The organism is Geodermatophilus normandii (assembly GCF_003182485.1).
In the GTDB taxonomy this organism is placed as follows: domain Bacteria; phylum Actinomycetota; class Actinomycetes; order Mycobacteriales; family Geodermatophilaceae; genus Geodermatophilus; species Geodermatophilus normandii.
Window position 1 is genome coordinate 3,766,260 of sequence record NZ_QGTX01000001.1, and the last position, 16,123, is coordinate 3,782,382.

General features: G+C 75.6%; 15 protein-coding genes. 8 read left to right on the plus strand and 7 right to left on the minus strand.

Annotated features, from left to right (window positions below):
• Positions 1-2 precede the first annotated feature (2 nt).
• A complete protein-coding gene (locus tag JD79_RS18180) occupies positions 3-791 on the minus strand; it encodes an AraC family transcriptional regulator (protein ID WP_110006670.1) in 789 nt (262 codons plus the stop codon).
• A 50-nt stretch (positions 792-841) separates the two neighbouring features.
• Here JD79_RS18180 and JD79_RS18185 point away from each other — a divergent pair, with 50 nt between their 5' ends.
• Positions 842-1,291 carry a DUF2000 domain-containing protein gene (locus JD79_RS18185; RefSeq protein ID WP_110006671.1) on the plus strand — a complete coding sequence of 150 codons (450 nt, stop codon included), beginning with the start codon at positions 842-844 and terminating at the stop codon, positions 1,289-1,291.
• A gap of 170 nt (positions 1,292-1,461) precedes the next feature.
• On the opposite strand, the gene JD79_RS18190 is transcribed toward JD79_RS18185, so the two are convergent.
• From JD79_RS18190 to JD79_RS18200, 3 genes are read right to left on the minus strand one after another with little or no spacing between them, the layout of a single operon-like run.
• On the minus strand, positions 1,462-1,872 hold the full coding sequence (locus tag JD79_RS18190; protein WP_211308045.1) for a Rieske (2Fe-2S) protein: 411 nt from the start codon (positions 1,870-1,872) through the stop codon (positions 1,462-1,464).
• A complete protein-coding gene (nirB, locus tag JD79_RS18195) occupies positions 1,869-4,418 on the minus strand; it encodes a nitrite reductase large subunit NirB (RefSeq protein ID WP_245900199.1) in 2,550 nt (849 codons plus the stop codon). Before nirB ends, JD79_RS18190 begins: the two co-directional genes overlap by 4 nt.
• The gene (locus tag JD79_RS18200) at positions 4,418-7,018 is read right to left on the minus strand and encodes a molybdopterin oxidoreductase family protein (RefSeq protein ID WP_245900200.1); all 2,601 of its coding nucleotides are present in this window, start codon (positions 7,016-7,018) and stop codon (positions 4,418-4,420) included. The genes nirB and JD79_RS18200 overlap by 1 nt, the downstream gene beginning before the upstream one ends.
• A gap of 135 nt (positions 7,019-7,153) precedes the next feature.
• Between JD79_RS18200 and JD79_RS18205 the strand changes: the two genes are divergently transcribed.
• From JD79_RS18205 to JD79_RS23955, 3 genes are all read left to right on the plus strand, one after another.
• The gene (locus tag JD79_RS18205; protein WP_245900201.1) at positions 7,154-7,942 is read left to right on the plus strand and encodes a TetR/AcrR family transcriptional regulator C-terminal domain-containing protein; all 789 of its coding nucleotides are present in this window, start codon (positions 7,154-7,156) and stop codon (positions 7,940-7,942) included.
• A 117-nt stretch (positions 7,943-8,059) separates the two neighbouring features.
• Positions 8,060-8,908, plus strand: coding sequence for a DUF2382 domain-containing protein (locus JD79_RS18210; RefSeq protein ID WP_110006672.1), 849 nt, complete (start codon positions 8,060-8,062; stop codon positions 8,906-8,908).
• Positions 8,909-9,336: 428 nt separating this feature from the next.
• Positions 9,337-9,738 (plus strand): N-acetyltransferase, encoded by a 402-nt coding sequence (locus JD79_RS23955; protein ID WP_245900202.1) that lies wholly within the window; start codon positions 9,337-9,339, stop codon positions 9,736-9,738.
• On the opposite strand, the gene arfB is transcribed toward JD79_RS23955, so the two are convergent.
• Entirely contained in the window at positions 9,735-10,175 is a 441-nt protein-coding gene (gene arfB, locus JD79_RS18220; protein WP_110007841.1) for an alternative ribosome rescue aminoacyl-tRNA hydrolase ArfB, read from the minus strand. The genes JD79_RS23955 and arfB overlap by 4 nt on opposite strands.
• A 301-nt stretch (positions 10,176-10,476) precedes the next feature.
• On the opposite strand from arfB, the gene JD79_RS18225 reads away from it, so the two are divergent.
• Positions 10,477-12,747 carry an immune inhibitor A domain-containing protein gene (locus JD79_RS18225; RefSeq protein WP_245900203.1) on the plus strand — a complete coding sequence of 757 codons (2,271 nt, stop codon included), beginning with the start codon at positions 10,477-10,479 and terminating at the stop codon, positions 12,745-12,747.
• Positions 12,748-12,812: 65 nt separating this feature from the next.
• Here the strand turns inward: JD79_RS18225 and JD79_RS18230 are convergent, their stop codons facing one another.
• On the minus strand, positions 12,813-13,478 hold the full coding sequence (locus JD79_RS18230; RefSeq protein ID WP_110007843.1) for a winged helix-turn-helix transcriptional regulator: 666 nt from the start codon (positions 13,476-13,478) through the stop codon (positions 12,813-12,815).
• A gap of 78 nt (positions 13,479-13,556) precedes the next feature.
• On the opposite strand from JD79_RS18230, the gene JD79_RS18235 reads away from it, so the two are divergent.
• Positions 13,557-14,138, plus strand: coding sequence for a dihydrofolate reductase family protein (locus tag JD79_RS18235; protein ID WP_110006673.1), 582 nt, complete (start codon positions 13,557-13,559; stop codon positions 14,136-14,138).
• A gap of 39 nt (positions 14,139-14,177) precedes the next feature.
• Positions 14,178-14,639 carry a group II truncated hemoglobin gene (locus JD79_RS18240; RefSeq protein WP_110006674.1) on the plus strand — a complete coding sequence of 154 codons (462 nt, stop codon included), beginning with the start codon at positions 14,178-14,180 and terminating at the stop codon, positions 14,637-14,639.
• 4 nt (positions 14,640-14,643) lie between these two features.
• Here JD79_RS18240 and yidD read toward each other — a convergent pair whose 3' ends face one another.
• Positions 14,644-15,159, minus strand: a complete 516-nt coding sequence (gene yidD / locus JD79_RS23960; RefSeq protein ID WP_245900204.1) for a membrane protein insertion efficiency factor YidD — start codon at positions 15,157-15,159, stop codon at positions 14,644-14,646.
• Positions 15,160-15,211: 52 nt separating this feature from the next.
• Here yidD and mmuM point away from each other — a divergent pair, with 52 nt between their 5' ends.
• Positions 15,212-16,111, plus strand: coding sequence for a homocysteine S-methyltransferase (gene mmuM / locus JD79_RS18250; protein WP_110006675.1), 900 nt, complete (start codon positions 15,212-15,214; stop codon positions 16,109-16,111).
• The last annotated feature ends 12 nt before the right edge of the window (positions 16,112-16,123 follow it).

Below are 16,123 nucleotides of genomic sequence, written 5' to 3' on the forward strand. Positions count from 1 at the left end.
CGTCAGGCCGAGCGGGCGTAGGCCCCCGGGGTCGTCGCCAGCATCCGGCGGAAGTGCCGGGTCAGGTGGGCCTGGTCGTGGAAGCCGACCGCCGTCGCCACCTCCGCCGGGGACAGCCCGTCGAGCAGCAGCCGCCGGGCCCGGTCCACCCGCCGCCCCGTGAGGTAGCGGTGCGGCGGCAGCCCGTGCCGGCGGGTGAACGCCCGGACCAGGTGCGTGGGGTGCACCGCCCACGCGGCCGCCGTCGCCTCCAGCGACACGCCCTCGGCCAGCCGGGCGTCGAGCAGGTCGCGCAGCCGGTCGGCGAGCGGGTCGTCGCGCACGGCGGGGGCCGGGACGACGGCGCGATCGAGGTGCTGCCGCAACCGCTCCAGCACGAGGGCCAGCCGGCTCTCGGCCTCCAGCCCCTCGGGGTGCGGCGCGAGCGCGGCGTGCAGCCGGGACACCCGGTCGCGCAGCACACGGTCGGCGAACGCGGGCCGGTCGACGGCGGTGCCGATCCGCTGCTCCCCCAGCGTCGCCGGCTCCAGGTACAGCACCCGCTTGCGGAAGCCGCCGGGGAACTGCGAGCGCCCGTCGTGCGGCACCCCGGGCGGCAGCAGCGTGACCGCGGCCGGCGAGGCGCCGTGGGCGTGCCGGTCGAGGTCGTAGCGGACGGCGCCGTCGTCGACCAGCAGCAGCGTCCACGCGTCGTGGGTGTGCGGCGGGTAGACGTGGTCGGTGAACCGGGCGTGGAACACCTCGGTCAGGCCCGGCACCGCGGGGCGCCAGGCGACCACGTCGGCTGCCACGTCAGGAACGTACAAGACCCGGCGGTGCGGTCCGGCCGACGCTGGCGGGCATGGAGACCCTCCTCGCCGACGAGTCCCCCGATGTCGGGCCGCCGTGGCCCATCAAGATCGCCGTCCTGCTCCGGGAGGACCTGCTGCCCTGGCAGGCGCTCAACGTGACCGCCTTCCTGGCCGGCGCCGTCGCCGCGGCGGTGCCCGAGCTGATCGGCCGGCCGTACGAGGACGGCGACGGCACGCGGTACCTGGCGACGATCCGCCAGCCGGTGCTCGTGCTCACCGGCCCGGCCGAGGTGCTCGCCCGGGCCCGCGCGCGGGCGCTCGAGCGCGGCCTGCCGACGTCGGTGTTCACCGCCGACCTGTTCGCCACCGGCGGGGACGCCGAGAACCGGGCCGCCGTCCGGGCCGTGCGCGGCGCCGACCTCGACCTGGTCGGGATCGCGGTGCACGGGCCGAGGAACGTCGTCGACAAGGTCACCAAGGGCGCCCGCATGCACCCGTGAGGGCGCCTCCGCAGTTCCCCCCGTGCACGTAGCGCGGTCTGGGCGGGCCGCGGGCCGCGCTGCGCGCACACCGCGCGCCCACGGTGTGCTGCAGGGGATGCTCGACCGCCCGGCGCGGCTGCGCGAGCAGGGCCTGGACGTCATCGAGGACCAGGCCGGGCACACGGCGCTCACACGTCGACGACGAGCATCCCGTCGACCTCGCGCACCGGGTACACGCGCACCGGGCCGACGCCGCCGGTCGAGGAGCCGTCGCGCCACCGGAACCCGTAGAGGTGCAGCGGGCAGACCAGCACGTCGGCGTCGGTCTGCCCGTCCGCGAGCGGACCGCCGGCGTGGGGGCAGGCTGCCTGGGTGGCGTGCAGCGACCCGTCGCGCAGCCGGAAGACGGCGACCTGCGCGTCCCCGGCCACGAACGCCCGTCCCTCCCCCGGCGGCACGTCCCCGACCCGCGCGACGGCGTGGGCCCGGCCGGCCGGCGGCGCGGCGGTGCCGGGGACCGCGACCCCGGTAGCCGGCGAGCCGAGCTCGGTCCCGGGAGTGGTCGGGGCCTCGGCGACCTCCAGGTGCGGCGCGGTCACCGGACCGGCACCTGCGGCAGCGGGACCAGCGGCAGGGACGAGGCGAACTGACCCGGCGACGCCGGCTGCTTCCCGTCCTGGCCCCACGGGTCGGTGTAGGCGTCGATCGAGCGCTGCAGCGCCGCGTCGAGGTCGGCGCCGATGCCGTCGGCGTCCTCGACCACCACGCGCCGGAGGTGCTCGAGGCCCACGCGCGGCACGAAGTCGTAGGTCCGCTCCAGCCAGTTGGCGTGCTCGCGGTAGTACTGGACGAACCGGCCGGCCAGCGCGATCACCGCCCCCGGCGAGTCGACGGTGGCCAGCAGGTCGCCCTTGCGCACCGTGGCGCCGGCCGCGCCGCCGACGTACACCTCCCAGCGCCCGTTGCCGACCGCCACCACGCCGACGTCCTTCACGTAGGCCTCGGCGCAGTTCCGCGGGCAGCCGACGACGGCCATCTTGATCTTCGCCGGGCTCTCGATGCCCTGGAAGCGGGTCTCCAGGTCGATGCCGAGCTGCGTGGAGTCGCCGAGGCCGAAGCGGCAGAAGTCGCTGCCCACGCAGGTCTTCACCGTGCGCATGGTCTTGCCGTAGGCGTACCCCGAGGGCATCCCGAGGTCCTCCCACATCGCGGGCAGGTCCTCCTTGCGGACGCCGAGCAGGTCGATCCGCTGGCCGCCGGTCACCTTGACCATCGGCACCTCGTACTTCTCGGCGACGTCGGCGATCCGCCGCAGCTGGGCCGGCGTCGTCACCCCGCCCTTCATCTGGGGGACGACGGAGAACGTGCCGTCGCGCTGGATGTTGGCGTGCACCCGGTCGTTGACGAACTCGGCGTCCTTCTCCCGGACGAAGCCGGTGCCCCAGATCGTCTTGAGCAGCGAGGTCAGGCCCATCTTCGAGCGGGCGTCCTCCGCGCCGCCGGGGGCGAGCGCGGCGAACACGGCCGAGACGCTGCGCAGGTCCTGCTCCCGGATGGCCGCGATCAGCGCCGGCTTGGCCAGCGGGACCCCCGGCACGTAGTACGAGGCGGCCGGGTCCTCGGTCACGTCGCCGTCGGCGGCCCACTCCACGACCTGCCTGACCAGCGACCTGCAGGACCCGCAGCCCCTGCCGGCGCGGGTGCGGTCCATGACGGCGCCGACGCTGCCGCAGCCGTCGGCGACCGCGCCGCAGATCGCGCCCTTGGTGACGCCGTTGCAGGTGCAGACCTGCGAGTCGGCCGGCATCTCGGCGACACCGACCTCCTCCTTGCCGTCGGTGAGGTCGACGAGCAGCCGGATGCGCTCCCCGGGCAGCGCGCTGCCGCGGTCGAACGCCTGGGTGAGCGCCGCGACCTTGCGGGTGTCGCCGAGCAGGGTGGCCCCCACGAGCCGGTCGTCGCGGATGACCACCGACAGGTGCACGCCGCGCCTCGGCTCGGAGATGACCAGGAACTCGTCGGAGTCCCGCTCCGGGGTGCTCGCGCCCATCGTGGCGACGTCGACCCCGGCGACCTTGAGCTTCGTCGCCGTCCGGCTGCCGTGGTACTCCGCCGTCGGGTCGGTCCCGGTGAGGACGTCGGCGAGCACCCGGGCGTGCTCCCACGCCGGCGCGACCAGGCCGTACACCGAGCCGCGGTGCTGGGCGCACTCGCCGATGGCGTAGACGTCGGGGTCGTCGGTGCGCAGCTGGTCGTCGACGACGATGCCGCGCTCGACCTCCAGTCCCGAGCGGACGGCGACGTCGGTGTGCGGCCGCACCCCGGTGGCGACGACGAGCAGGTCGCAGTCCAGCCGCCGCCCGTCCCTCAGCAGCACGCCCTCGACGTGCTCGTCGCCGAGCACCTCGCCGGCCAGCGCGTCGAGGTGCACGGTGATGCCGAGGGCCTCGACGCTGCGCTTGAGGATGGCGCCGGCCTCGGCATCGAGCTGGGCGTTCATCAGGTGCGGCATCGCGTGCACCAGGTCGACCTGCATCCCGTGGCCCTGCAGTGCTCGGGCGGCCTCGAGCCCGAGCAGCCCGCCGCCCATGACCACGGCCCGCGTGCAGCGGGTGGTGGCGGCGAGCAGGTCGCGGGTCTCGTCGATGGTGCGGAAGCCGTACACGCCGGGCAGCAGGCCGCCGTCCTCGCGCCGCACGCCGGTCATCGGCGGGATGAAGCTGTAGCTGCCCGTGGCGAGCACCAGGTGGTCGTAGGCGGCGGTGGTCCCGTCGGAGGCGGCGACGACCTTCGCCGCGGTGTCGATCCGCTCGACCCGGACGCCGGCGCGCAGCGTGACCCCGTTGTCGGCGTACCAGTCGTGGCTGTTGAGGACGATGTCGTCCTCGTGCGTCTCCCCCGCCAGGACCGGCGAGAGCAGGATCCGGTTGTAGTTGCCGTGCGGCTCGTCGCCGAAGACGGTGATCCGGAACTGCTCCCCGCCGCCGCGCTCGAGCACCTCCTCGACCAGCCGCGCGCCGGCCATGCCGTTGCCCACGACGACGAGGCGGGCCCGGGTGTCGAGGTCGTCGTCCACCGCGATCGTGGTCAGCCCCTCGGGCCGGCCACCCAGGACCCGGTTCTCCACCACTCCCGGCCCGCCCACTAGACCTCCACCAGACCCAGGTCGACGACGAGCTCGCCGGTGACGCCCTCGGGCGCGGCGGCGTGCAGCTCGACGACGCAGCCGCCGGGCAGGTCCTCGACCACCCGCAGCGGCACGTGCACGTCGCCCTTCGCGCCGATGGGGAACCAGCGCACGGGCTCGCCGTCGCGCACCAGGAGCACGTAGACCAGCTCGCCGGTGGAGTTGCCGCCGCGGAAGTACAGCGCCTGGGCGGTGGCGCCGGCCGGCACCTGGTAGCGCAGCGCCGGGTCGACGGGGCCGGGCTTGGCCAGCCCCTCCCCGGTGAGCGGGAAGACGCCTTGCAGGAACGTCGGGGTGCTCTTCACGCGGGAGGTCCTCCTCCGGGTCGGGGAACGTGGTGCGGGCGGTGCGGCGAGGGCGTGCGGCCGGGGCGCGGGCTGGTCCCCGGCCTCGGGTGCGGGGATGCGCTCCTCGGGGCCGCCGACGCGGGTGACGGCGACGGCGCAGACCTTGAAGGCCGGCATCCGGCTGACCGGGTCGAGCGCGGGGTCGGTGAGCGCGTTGGCGCTGGACCCGCCGCCCCAGTGGAAGGGCACGAAGACCGTGTCGGGGCGGATGGTGTCGGTGACCGCTGCCGTGAAGCGGGCCCGGCCGCGGCGGGTGGCCAGCTCGACGACGTCGTCGTGGGCGATGCCGAGACGGGCGGCGAGGTCGGGGTGCAGCTCCGCCCGCGGGACCGGCGCGACCACCTGCAGGCTGCGGGACCGGCGGGTCTGCGTGCCCGACTGGTAGTGGGCGAGCACCCGGCCGGTGGTGAGCACGTGCGGGTACTCGGCGTCGGGCTGCTCGTGCGCGCCGACGTGGTGCACCGGCACGAACCGCGCCCGGCCGTCCGGGGTGGCGAACCGCTCGGCGAACAGCCGCGGCGTGCCCGGGTGGCCGGGGCCCCCGTCCTCGGCAGCAGGGCAGGGCCAGAAGACGCCCTGCTCGGCGTCGATGCGCGCGTAGGTGATCCCGGAGTAGTCGGCCGGTCCCCCGGCGCTGGCCCGGCCGAGCTCGGCGAAGACGGTCTCGGGGTCGGCGGAGAACAGGTGCCCGGTCCCGAGCCGGCCGGCCAGCTCGGCGAGCAGCGCGAGGTCGTCGCGGACGCCGTCGGGCGGGTCCATCGCGCGGCGCCGGCGGATCACCCGGCCCTCGAGGTTGGTCATCGTCCCGGACTCCTCGGCCCACATGGCGCTGGGCAGCACGACGTCGGCCAGCGCCGCGGTCTCGGAGAGGAAGAAGTCGCTGACGGCGAGGAAGTCGAGGTCGCCGAGCCGGCTGATCACCCGCCGGGCGTCGGGCGCGGAGACGGCGACGTTCGAGGCGAGCACCAGCAGCGTGCGCACGCCGCCGTCGGTGCCGAGGGCGTCGAGCAGCTCGAAGGCGCTGGGGCCGGGCGAGGGCAGGTCGCCGGGGTCCACGCCCCAGACGGCGGCGACGTGCGCGCGGTCGGCCGGGTCGGCGAGCCTCCGGTAGCCGGGCAGCTGGTCGGCCTTCTGTCCGTGCTCGCGGCCGCCCTGACCGTTGCCCTGCCCGGTGAGCGTGCCCCAGCCGCTGCCGGGCCGGCCGGGCAGGCCGAGCGCGAGGGCCAGGTTCAGCCAGGCGGTGGCGGTGTCGGTGCCCGAGCTGTGCTGCTCCGCGCCGCGCGCGGTCAGCACCATGGCGTTGCGCGCGTGGGCCAGGGCGAAGACGGCGCGCCGCTGCTGCTCCACGGGCACCCCGGTGATCCGCTCGACCCGGTCGGTCCAGTAGCTGCGCACCGCGTCGCGGACGGCCGCGAAGCCGGTCGTGCGCGCGGCGACGTAGGCCTCGTCGACGAGCCCCTCGGTGACGGCGATGTGCAGCAGGCCGTTGGCCAGCGCGAGGTCGGTGCCCGGCAGCGGTTGCAGGTGCAGCCCGGCGTTGCGCGCGGTCGCCGTCCGCCGGGGGTCGACGACGACGTGCAGGGCGCCGCGCGCCCGGCCGGCGTCGAGGTGCCGCACCGCCGGCGGCATGGTGTCGGCCGGGTTGCTGCCCACCAGCACGACGACGTCGGCCTCGGCGACGTCGGCCAGCGGGAACGGCAGCCCGCGGTCGACGCCGAACGCGCGGATGGCCGCCCCGACCGCCGAGGACATGCAGAACCGGCCGTTGTAGTCGATGGCGCTGGTGCGCAGCGCGACCCGGGCGAACTTCCCGAACTGGTACGCCTGCTCGTTGGTCAGCGACCCGCCCCCGAAGCAGCCGACGGCGTCGCGGCCGTGCTCGGCCTGCGTCCGCTCGACCGCCGCGACCACCCGGCCCAGCGCCTCGTCCCATGTCGACTCGACCAGCGGGCTGCTGCGGTCGCCGGGCACCGCGCGCACCAGCGGGCGGGTCAGCCGCTCGGGGTGGTCGAGCAGCTCCGCGGCCGACCAGCCCTTCGAGCACAGCCCGCCCCGGTTGGTCGGGAAGTCGAGGGGTACCAGGGTCGCGGGACGGTCCCCCGCGGTGACCGCCATGCCGCACTGCAGCGAGCAGTACGGGCAGTGGGTGTCGGTGGTCCGCGTGCGGGGGCCGGCCGGCGCGGTCGCACCGGGTGAGAGGGCTGCGGGCACGCGGTCGAGCCTCGGGGGCGGCGGTTTCCCCGCGGCCACGACGACGTCAAGGCTGCGTTCCGGGGACCTCACGACCCGCGGGTGCGTCCCGTGCGGCGCGGGGAGGCAGGATCGGTGGGGACGAGGGGAGGGCACGTGGTCCGCGACGAGCAGACGGTCCCGATGCGCCGTCCCGACCCCGACTCCCCCGAGGCGCGGGGTGGCGCGGCCGCCGTCCTGCCCGCGGGGCCGCCCGTCACCGGGCGGGTGACGCTGGACCGCCGTCGCATCCTCGGCGCGGCCGTCGAGTTCATCGACCGCAACGGCCTGTCGGCCCTGACGATGCGCCGGCTCGGCGCCTCCCTCGGGGTGGAGGCGATGGCGCTCTACCGGTACGTGCCCGGCCGCGAGCAGCTGCTCGACGGGGTCGTCGAGACCGTCATCGACGAGCTCTACGGCGATCCCGACGTGCACATGCGCGCGGCCGGCGGCTGGCAGGACTTCCTCCAGCGGCTCGCCCACGGCGTCCGGCGGATCGCCCTCGCCCACCCCGAGGTCTTCCCGCTGGTGGCGACCCGCCCACCCGAGGCCCCCTGGATCCGGCCCCCCCTGCGCAGCCTGCGGTGGGTCGAGTCCTTCCTCGCCGCGATGACCGGCAGCGGCTTCAGCGCCGAGGCGGCGGTCGCCGCGTACCGCGCCTACTCGAGCTTCCTGCTCGGGCACCTGCTCCTGGAGGTGTCGCAGAAGGGCGTGAAGATCAGCCCCGAGGACGCTCCGGAGGGTGTGCCGGGCACCGGCACCGACCTCTCGCAGTACCCGCTCGTCGTCGAGCTGGAGGAGCTGCTGTCCCGGGACGAGTCGGCCGCGGAGTTCGAGGAGGCCCTCGAGAACCTGCTGGGCCGGCTGGAGGGCCTGCGGCGGGAGGGCCGCGTCCCCGGCGAGTAGGACCGGTTCGGGTTTACGGCGTAAACGAGCGGGCACTCCCGGAGTGGCCCGCTGACCCCCGGCACTCCGCCGCGTGAGGGAGCAGGCCGGTCCCCCACCCCTTCGCGAGGAGCCCCCGTGATCACCGACCAGCAGATCAACGACGTCATCGGCAGCACCGCCGTCGGCCCCGACGGCAAGCACGGCAGCGTCGGCGAGGTCTTCCTCGACGACGAGACCGGCCGCCCGGAGTGGGCAACCGTCCGCACCGGCCTGTTCGGCACCAAGGAGGCCTTCGTGCCCCTGGCCGACGCCACCGTCTCCGGCGGCGAGCTGCGCCTGCCCTACGACAAGGCGAAGGTCAAGGGCGCCCCGCACGTCGACGTCTCCGCCGGCCACCTGTCGCCGCAGGAGGAGCAGGAGCTCTACCGCTACTACGGCCTGGGCACCTCGGGCACCGCGCAGACCACCCAGACCACCCAGACCACGACCGGGACGGCCGGCGTGGCCGGGACCGCAGCTCGGGGGGACCGCGACGGCGACGGCGTCTTCGACGACGTCCGGGACCGCGCGGTCGGCCACGACACCTCCGGCCCGACGACGGACAGCGCGATGACCCGCTCCGAGGAGCACCTCAACGTGGGCACCCAGCGCGTCGAGGCCGGCCGGGCGCGGCTGCGCAAGTACGTCGTGTCGGAGAACGTGACCCAGACGGTGCCGGTCTCCCACGAGGAGGTCCGGGTCGAGCGCGAGCCGATCACCGACGCCAACATCGGCAACGCCCTGGACGGGCCGGCCATCTCCGAGGAGGAGCACGAGGTCGTCCTGCACGCCGAGCGCCCCGTGGTGGAGAAGGAGGCCGTGCCGGTCGAGCGCGTCCGCCTGGACACCGAGACGGTGACCGAGCAGCAGCAGGTCTCCGACACCGTGCGCAAGGAGCAGATCGAGGTGGACGGCGACGTCGACCCGACGACCCGTCGTCGCTGACCCCGCCGTGGACCGGCCGGCCCCGCGCCGGCCGGTCCGCACCGGCACTCCCCCGTCCGGGAAGGCACCGTGAGCCCCACCCCCGGCGGCGACGCCACCTCCGGCTCGGACGGCGCACCGGCCACCCGCGGCCCCGCTGCCGTGTCCGGGCCCGCCGGCGGCGACCGTGGTGTCATGGCGGGCATGAGCGAACCCGGGCGGACGGTCCACATCGGCGTCCCGCTCGTCCGGCCGGCCGAGCCGCGCGACGTGCCCCGGATCGCCGCCACCGTCACCGTGGCGCTGGCCGAGTCGCGGTGGGTGCGCTGGGCGCTCCCCCTCGACGGGCGCACGCAACGGCTCACCCGCCTCGCCGAGCTCGACGCCGGGCACCGCGGCGTCACCACCGGGACGACCTGGGTCAGCGAGGACGTCGACGCCGTCGCCTCGTGGGACGCCCCGCCGGCGCGGCGACGCCCGTGCCCGCCGACGTCGCGGCCGCGCTCGAGCGCGAGGTCCCGCGGCTGCACGCCGACCGCGCCGACGCCGTCGCCCGGACCGAGGCCGAGCTCGCCGCGGCACTCCCCGACGGGCCGTACTGGCGGCTGCGCGCCCTGGGCACCCGGCCGCGCTCCCGCCGTCGCGGGCTGGGCGGGGCGGTGCTCTCACCCGTGCTGGCCCGCTGCGACGCCGAGGGCGTGCCCGCCGCGCTGGTCGCGCCGGCCTGGGCGATCGTGCGCTTCGCCCGCGGCCTGGGCTTCGAGGTGACGCAGGCGACCCGCTCGGCCGACGGGCAGCTGCCGCTGTGGGTGGCCGTCCGGCCGCCCGGCGTCCCGATGCCCGAGCTCTAGTCCCAGCTGCCCCGGCGGCGCTTGATCTCCCCGCGCCGCTTCTTCGCCGCGATGCGCCGCTCCTGCGAGCCGCGGGTCGGCTTCGTGCGCCGGCGGGACGCGGGCGGCGCGGCGAGCGCCGCGCGCAGGACCGCGGCCATCCGTTCCCGAGCCGCCGCCCGGTTGCGCAGCTGCTGGCGGTGCTCGCTGGCCGCGACGGTCAGGACGCCGTCGACCAGCCGCGGACCCAGCCGTTCGGCCAGCCGCCCGCGCTGGACGTCGGTGAGGCCGCGCAGCTCCAGCGGGGCCAGCGACAGCTCGACGCGGGAGTCGGCGGTGTTGACCCCCTGCCCGCCGGGGCCCGACGACCGGGAGAACCGCCACGACAGTGCCGCGGCCGGGACGACGAGCGAGCCGGTGACCGGGAGGTCACCGGCGGCGTCGTCACCGGGGGGCACCGCTGCAGTCTCGCCGACCTGCGCACCGGCCGCGCCCACAGGGCCCGGCAGCGACCCTCCACCGGCCCCGTCGGCGTGTCGACACGCCGGTCCCCCGTCCCGTCCGGCGCGTCGCCGGCTCCCCCGGTCGCGTGTGACCTGCGATGACGCGGACCGGTCCGTATCGTTTGTCACCGATCGGTGACTGGGGGTGGACGTCGTTACTTCGGCTACCTAACGTCAGGCCGGGCTGCCTCAGAGTGACCCCGGTGGAACCCCGCCGGTGGTCGGCGGCCCCCGTCCGACGATCGGGAGACGATCCTTGAAGAAGAGAGCTCTTCCCCTCGTCGTGGGTGCCGCGCTGGTGATGGCGGTGCCCGCGACGACGGCGAACGCGGCACCACCCCCGGAGGACGCCGCCGAGGCTCCGGCCCGGGCGCACGACCTGCCCAACCCGCTCGCCGACAAGCAGCGCGAGCTGCGTCAGCAGGGCCTCGAGCAGGTCCTGCAGGGTGAGTCGACGCCGCAGGGGGCCAACAGGGTCGTCGAGGTGGCGCAGGGCCAGTACGTCGAGCTGGCCCAGGAGGACAGTGACGCGATCTGGACCGTCCTCGGCGAGTTCGGCGACCTGCAGCACAACCAGATCGAGCCGCCGGACCGCACGGTGGACAACACCACCATCTGGGCCGAGGACTTCTCCCAGCCCTACTTCGACCAGCTGCTCTACGGCACCGAGGCCGGGGTGAACTCGGTCGCCAACTTCTACGAGGAGCTGTCCTCGGGCCGCTACACCGTCACCGGTGAGGTCGAGGACTGGGTGCAGGTGCCGGGCACCGGCGCGTCCTACGGCGAGGGCGACGACGGCCAGCGCCCGTGGGCGTTCGTGAACGACACGGTCGACACCTGGTACGCCGAGCAGCTGGCGTCCGGGAAGACGGCCGCGCAGATCGACGAGTACCTCTCGCAGTTCGACGTCTGGGACCGCTACGACCACGACGGCGACGCGGACTTCGACGAGGCCGACGGCTACATCGACCACTTCCAGGCCGTGCACGCCGGCATGGGCGAGGAGGTCGGCGGCGGCGTCCTCGGCGAGGACGCCATCTGGAGCCACCGCTGGTACACCCAGCAGACCCGCATCGGCGCCGGCGGCCCGACCCTGGCCGACGGGACGCAGGTCCTCAACGGCGGCACGAGGGTCGGTGAGTCGCGCTACTGGATCGGCGACTACACCGTCGAGCCCGAGAACGGCGGCGTCGGCGTCTTCGCCCACGAGTTCGGCCACGACCTCGGCCTGCCCGACCTCTACGACACCTCCGGCAACAGCGGCGGCGCGGAGAACAGCACCGCGTTCTGGTCGCTCATGTCGTCGGGCTCCTACGGCAACAGCGGTGAGCCGGCCGACGGCATCGGCACCCGGCCGATCCACATGGGCGCCTGGGAGAAGCTCCAGCTGGGCTGGCTCGACTACGAGGTGGTCCAGCCCGGGGCCCGCGCCAACACCCGGCTCGGCCCGGCGTCGGCGAACACCAGGCAGGCCCAGGCGCTGATCGTCCTGCTGCCCGACCGCGAGGTCACCACGACCGTCGGCACGCCGTTCGAGGGCCCGGACTTCTGGTACTCGGGCTCGGGTGACGACCTCGACACCACGATGCTGACCGTCAAGCCGGCCGGCGCGACCACGCTGACGGCCCAGGTCAGCTACCAGATCGAGCAGGACTGGGACTACGCCTACGCCGCCTACACGACCGACGGCGGCCGTACCTTCACGTCGCTGCCGACCAACCGGTCGACGGCCACCGACCCCAACGGCCAGAACTTCGGCCACGGGATCACCGGCACCACCGGTGGCCGGTGGGTCGACCTGACCGCCGACCTCAGCGGCGTCCCGGACGGCGCGCAGGTGGGCTTCCGGTACTGGACCGACGGTGCCGCGAGCGAGCCCGGCCTGCTGGTGGACGCCGTCTCCTTCGGCGGCGCCCCGGTGACGAACTGGACGCTCGACGGGTTCACCCTCACCACGGGCACGGCGACGGAGTCCTTCTTCAACGCCTACATCGCCGAGAACCGGACCTACACCGGCTACGACGCGGGCCTGCGCACCGGCCCGTACAACTTCGGCGACCCGGCGCGTCCGGACTGGGCCGAGCGGCTGCCGTACCAGGACGGCCTGCTCATCAACTACTGGAACGAGCAGTACACCGACAACAACGTCGGCGCCCACCCCGGCGCGGGCCTGATCCTGCCGATCGACGCGCACCCCGGGCTGCTCTACGAGCCCACGGACGACGAGGGCACCGACCGGACCAACGGCGAGAGCTGGCGGCCGCGGGTCCAGTCCTACGACTCCACCTTCGGGCGGCAGGCGACGGACCGGATCACGCTGCACGACCCGGACACCGGCGTGGCCGGCACCTACGGCGGCCTCGCCGCCGTGCCGACCTTCGACGACACGCAGGACTGGTACGTGGCCCCGGGTGAGCAGCCTGACGCCAACGGCTGGACCGGCGTCGACGTGCCGAAGACGGGCACCCGGATCACCGTGGTGAGCAGCAGCGCGCAGGACACCTTCATGCAGGTGCGGGTGAACTGACCCGCTCCTCGTGAGGACGGCCCCCCGGCACCCGCCGGGGGGCCGTTCTGCGTCTCCGGCCGGGCTCAGGCCGGGACGGGCGGGACCAGGGCACCCAGCAGCCGGCGCACGACGTCGGCGTCGCCCTCGACGCGCAGGTCCCCGGCGGCCAGGGCGTCCTCGAGCGGCCGGCGGCCGAACGCGACCGGGCGCAGGACCGCCGGCGGGCCGGCCACCACGGCGTCGGGCCGGTCGGCGGTGCCGCGGACGGCGGACAGCCGCCCGTCGGCGACGCCGAGGGTGATCCGGTCCGGCGCGTCGGGGTCCTCGACCACCAGCTCCACCCGCGCCGACCAGCCGCCCAGCCGGGCGGGGTCGGCGACCGTGCGCAGCGCCAGGACGAAGGCGTCGGCGGTGAGGTCGCCGGCCGAGGTCTGGACCGTGCGCGAGCCCCAGCGGCCGAGCGCGAGCAGCACGTCCTCGAGCTCCCGACCCCGCGGCGTGAGCCCGTAGACGCGGCCGCCTCCCGGCGGCCCGGCCACCGAGCGGGCGACGATCCCGGCGGCCTCCAGGTCACGCAGCCGCTGGCTGAGCACGGTGGGGCTGCTGCCGGGCAGGCCGCGGGCCAGGTCGGTGTAGCGCTTCGGGCCGAGCAGGAGCTCGCGGACGACGAGCAGCGCCCACCGCTCCCCCACGACGTCGAGGGCACGCGCGACCCCACACGGGTCGTCGTAGCTGCGCCGGTCGGACACGCCCACGACGGTACCCCTTGCGCTACGTTCCTGATAGCCACTACTACTGATTCCGTAGCAGTCGAGCGAGGAGGGGTCATGGGCAGCATCACCATCGTCGAGAACGTCAGCCTGGACGGCGTCGTCCAGGCACCGGGCCGGCCGGACGAGGACACCCGCGACGGGTTCTCCCACGGCGGCTGGTTCGGGCCCTATCCCGACGCCGTCCTCGGCGAGGTCATGGGCCGCGGGATGGCCGGCCCGGGCGCCATGCTCTTCGGGCGGCGCACCTTCGAGTCGATGCAGGCCTCGTGGGCGGGCACCACGGACAACCCGTTCGGCCCGGTGCTCGACGCCAAGCAGAAGTACGTCGTCACCCGGGATCCGGACTGGTCCCCCACCTGGGCCAACACCACGGTGCTGGCCGGGGACGCCGCCGAGACCGTCGCCGACCTCAAGGGGTCGACCGACCTCGACCTCACCGTCCTGGGCAGCCCCGACCTGCTGGCCACCCTCCTCCCGGCGGGCCTGGTCGACCACGCGTGGCTCGCCGTCGCGCCGGTCGTCCTCGGCAGCGGCCGGACCCTCTTCCCCGCCGGTGCGCACCTGCGGTGGGAGCTGGTCGAGTCGGTGGCCACGACCACCGGCGTGGTCCTCACCCACTACCGCGCGGTGCCCTGACCTCTTCCCCGTCCGCCGGGACCGTGGTGCGGTGACCGCATGCCCCCCACGCTCTACGAGTGGGCCGGCGGTGCTCCGGCCTTCCGGCGCCTGATCGACGCCTTCTACGACCGGGTCGAGCGCGACGACCTGCTCGGCCCCCTGTTCCCCGGCGGCGTGCACGAGGCGCACCGCGCCCACGTGACGCTGTGGTGGTGCGAGGTGTTCGGCGGGCCGGCGCGGTACACCGAGGAGCTCGGCGGCTACGAGCGGATGCTGGCCCACCACCGCCGGCTGGGGCTGGTGCCCGAGCAGCGCTTCCGCTTCGCCACGCTCATGAGCCGCGCCGCCGACGACGCCGGCCTGCCCGACGACCCCGAGTTCCGGGCGGCCTTCGTCGGCTACGTCGAGTGGGGCACCCGCCTGGCGCTGGCCAACTCCCAGCCCGGCGCCGCCGTCGCCGAGCACGCCCCGGTGCCGCGGTGGGGCTGGGGCGTGGCCCCGCCCTACCAGCCCGGCTGAGCCCTCAGGCGGCCGCGGGCACCGGGTCTGCACCGCCCGCCGCGCCCGGGCGGCAGCGCGTGAGCCGCCGCAGGGTCAGCCACGTCCCGCGCCGGGCACCGTGGCGCTCGAGCGCCTCGACGGCGTACGCCGAGCAGGTCGGGCTGAACGAGCAGCACGGCGGCCGCGCCGGGCTGATCTCGCGCTGGTAGACCCGGACGGCGGCGACGAGCCGGTCGGCGACCCGTCCGCGGCCGGTGCCGGCCCGGTGCACGTGCCGCACCGTCGTCGGCACGAGGAACAGCCCGTCGACGCCGCAGCCGATGGCGTTGGCCAGGCAGCAGCCGGTGTTGAGGAACAGCAGGTCACGCAGGCAGGAGTCGTTGCGGCGGTAGCCGTAGCCGGGCGGCGGGCCGTAGGCCCGGCCGTACCCGGGGCCGTACCCGGGGCCGTACCCGGGGCCGTGGCCGTAGCCCGGCGGCGGGCCGTACCCGCGGCGTCGGCGGCGCGGGCGCCAGTTGCTGCTCCAGATGAAGACCATCCGCTGATCCTGCGGGCCGACCGCGTCCCGCGCAGACCGGGACGATGGGCCGGTGACCTCCTCGCTGCGCGCCGCGCTCGCCGCCGGCCCCGTCGTGCTCGACGGCGGCCTGTCGACCGAACTGGAGGCCCGTGGGCACGACGTCGCCTCGGCGCTGTGGTCGGCGCGGCTGCTGCGGGACGACCCGCGCGCCGTCGTCGCGGCGCACGCGGCCTTCGCCGCCGCGGGCGCGCAGGTGGCGACGACGGTCAGCTACCAGGCGACCGTCGAGGGCTTCGCCTCCGTGGGCGTGGACCGGGCCGAGGCGCTGGCGCTCGTGGCCCGCTCGGTGGACCTGGCCCGCGAGGGTGCGCCGGACTCGTGGGTGGCGGGATCGGTCGGCCCGTACGGCGCCGCGCTGGCCGACGGGTCGGAGTACACCGGGGCGTACGTGGCCGAGGTCGGCGTCGGCGCGCTGCGCGCCTTCCACCGGCCGCGGATGGCCGCGCTGGCCGAGGCGGGCGCCGACGTGCTGGCCTGCGAGACGCTGCCGGCCGCCGCCGAGGTGGAGGCGGTGCTGGCCGAGGCGACGTCGCTGGGCGTGCCGGTGTGGCTGTCGCTGACCACCGTCGTGGGCGCGGACGGCGGGGCGCTCACGCGGCGGGGCGAGCCGGCGGCGGAGGTGTTCGCGATGGCGCGCGGCGTGGCCGAGGTGGTCGCCGTCGGCGTCAACTGCACCGACCCGGCCGGGGTGCGGCCGGCGCTGGAGGCCGCGGCCGCCGCGGAGCTGCCGCTGGTGGCCTATCCGAACAGCGGCGAGGCCTGGGACGCCGTCGCCCGGCGCTGGACCGGCACCGGGGAGCTCCCCGCCGACGCCGCCGCGGCCTGGGTGGCCGCCGGCGCCCGGCTGGTGGGCGGCTGCTGCCGGGTGGGCCCGGCCGGCATCGCGGCGTTGGCCCGCACGATCAGGTGACCTGGTCGTGCG

What these genes read in the sequence shown, in the direction of transcription:
- JD79_RS18185 (WP_110006671.1), top strand. Translation starts at nt 842, where the DNA reads ATGGAGACCCTCCTCGCCGACGAGTCCCCCGATGTCGGGCCGCCGTGG.
- JD79_RS18235 (WP_110006673.1), top strand. Translation starts at nt 13,557, where the DNA reads ATGGGCAGCATCACCATCGTCGAGAACGTCAGCCTGGACGGCGTCGTC.
- JD79_RS18240 (WP_110006674.1), top strand. Translation starts at nt 14,178, where the DNA reads ATGCCCCCCACGCTCTACGAGTGGGCCGGCGGTGCTCCGGCCTTCCGG.
- yidD (WP_245900204.1), bottom strand. Translation starts at nt 15,159, where the DNA reads ATGGTCTTCATCTGGAGCAGCAACTGGCGCCCGCGCCGCCGACGCCGC.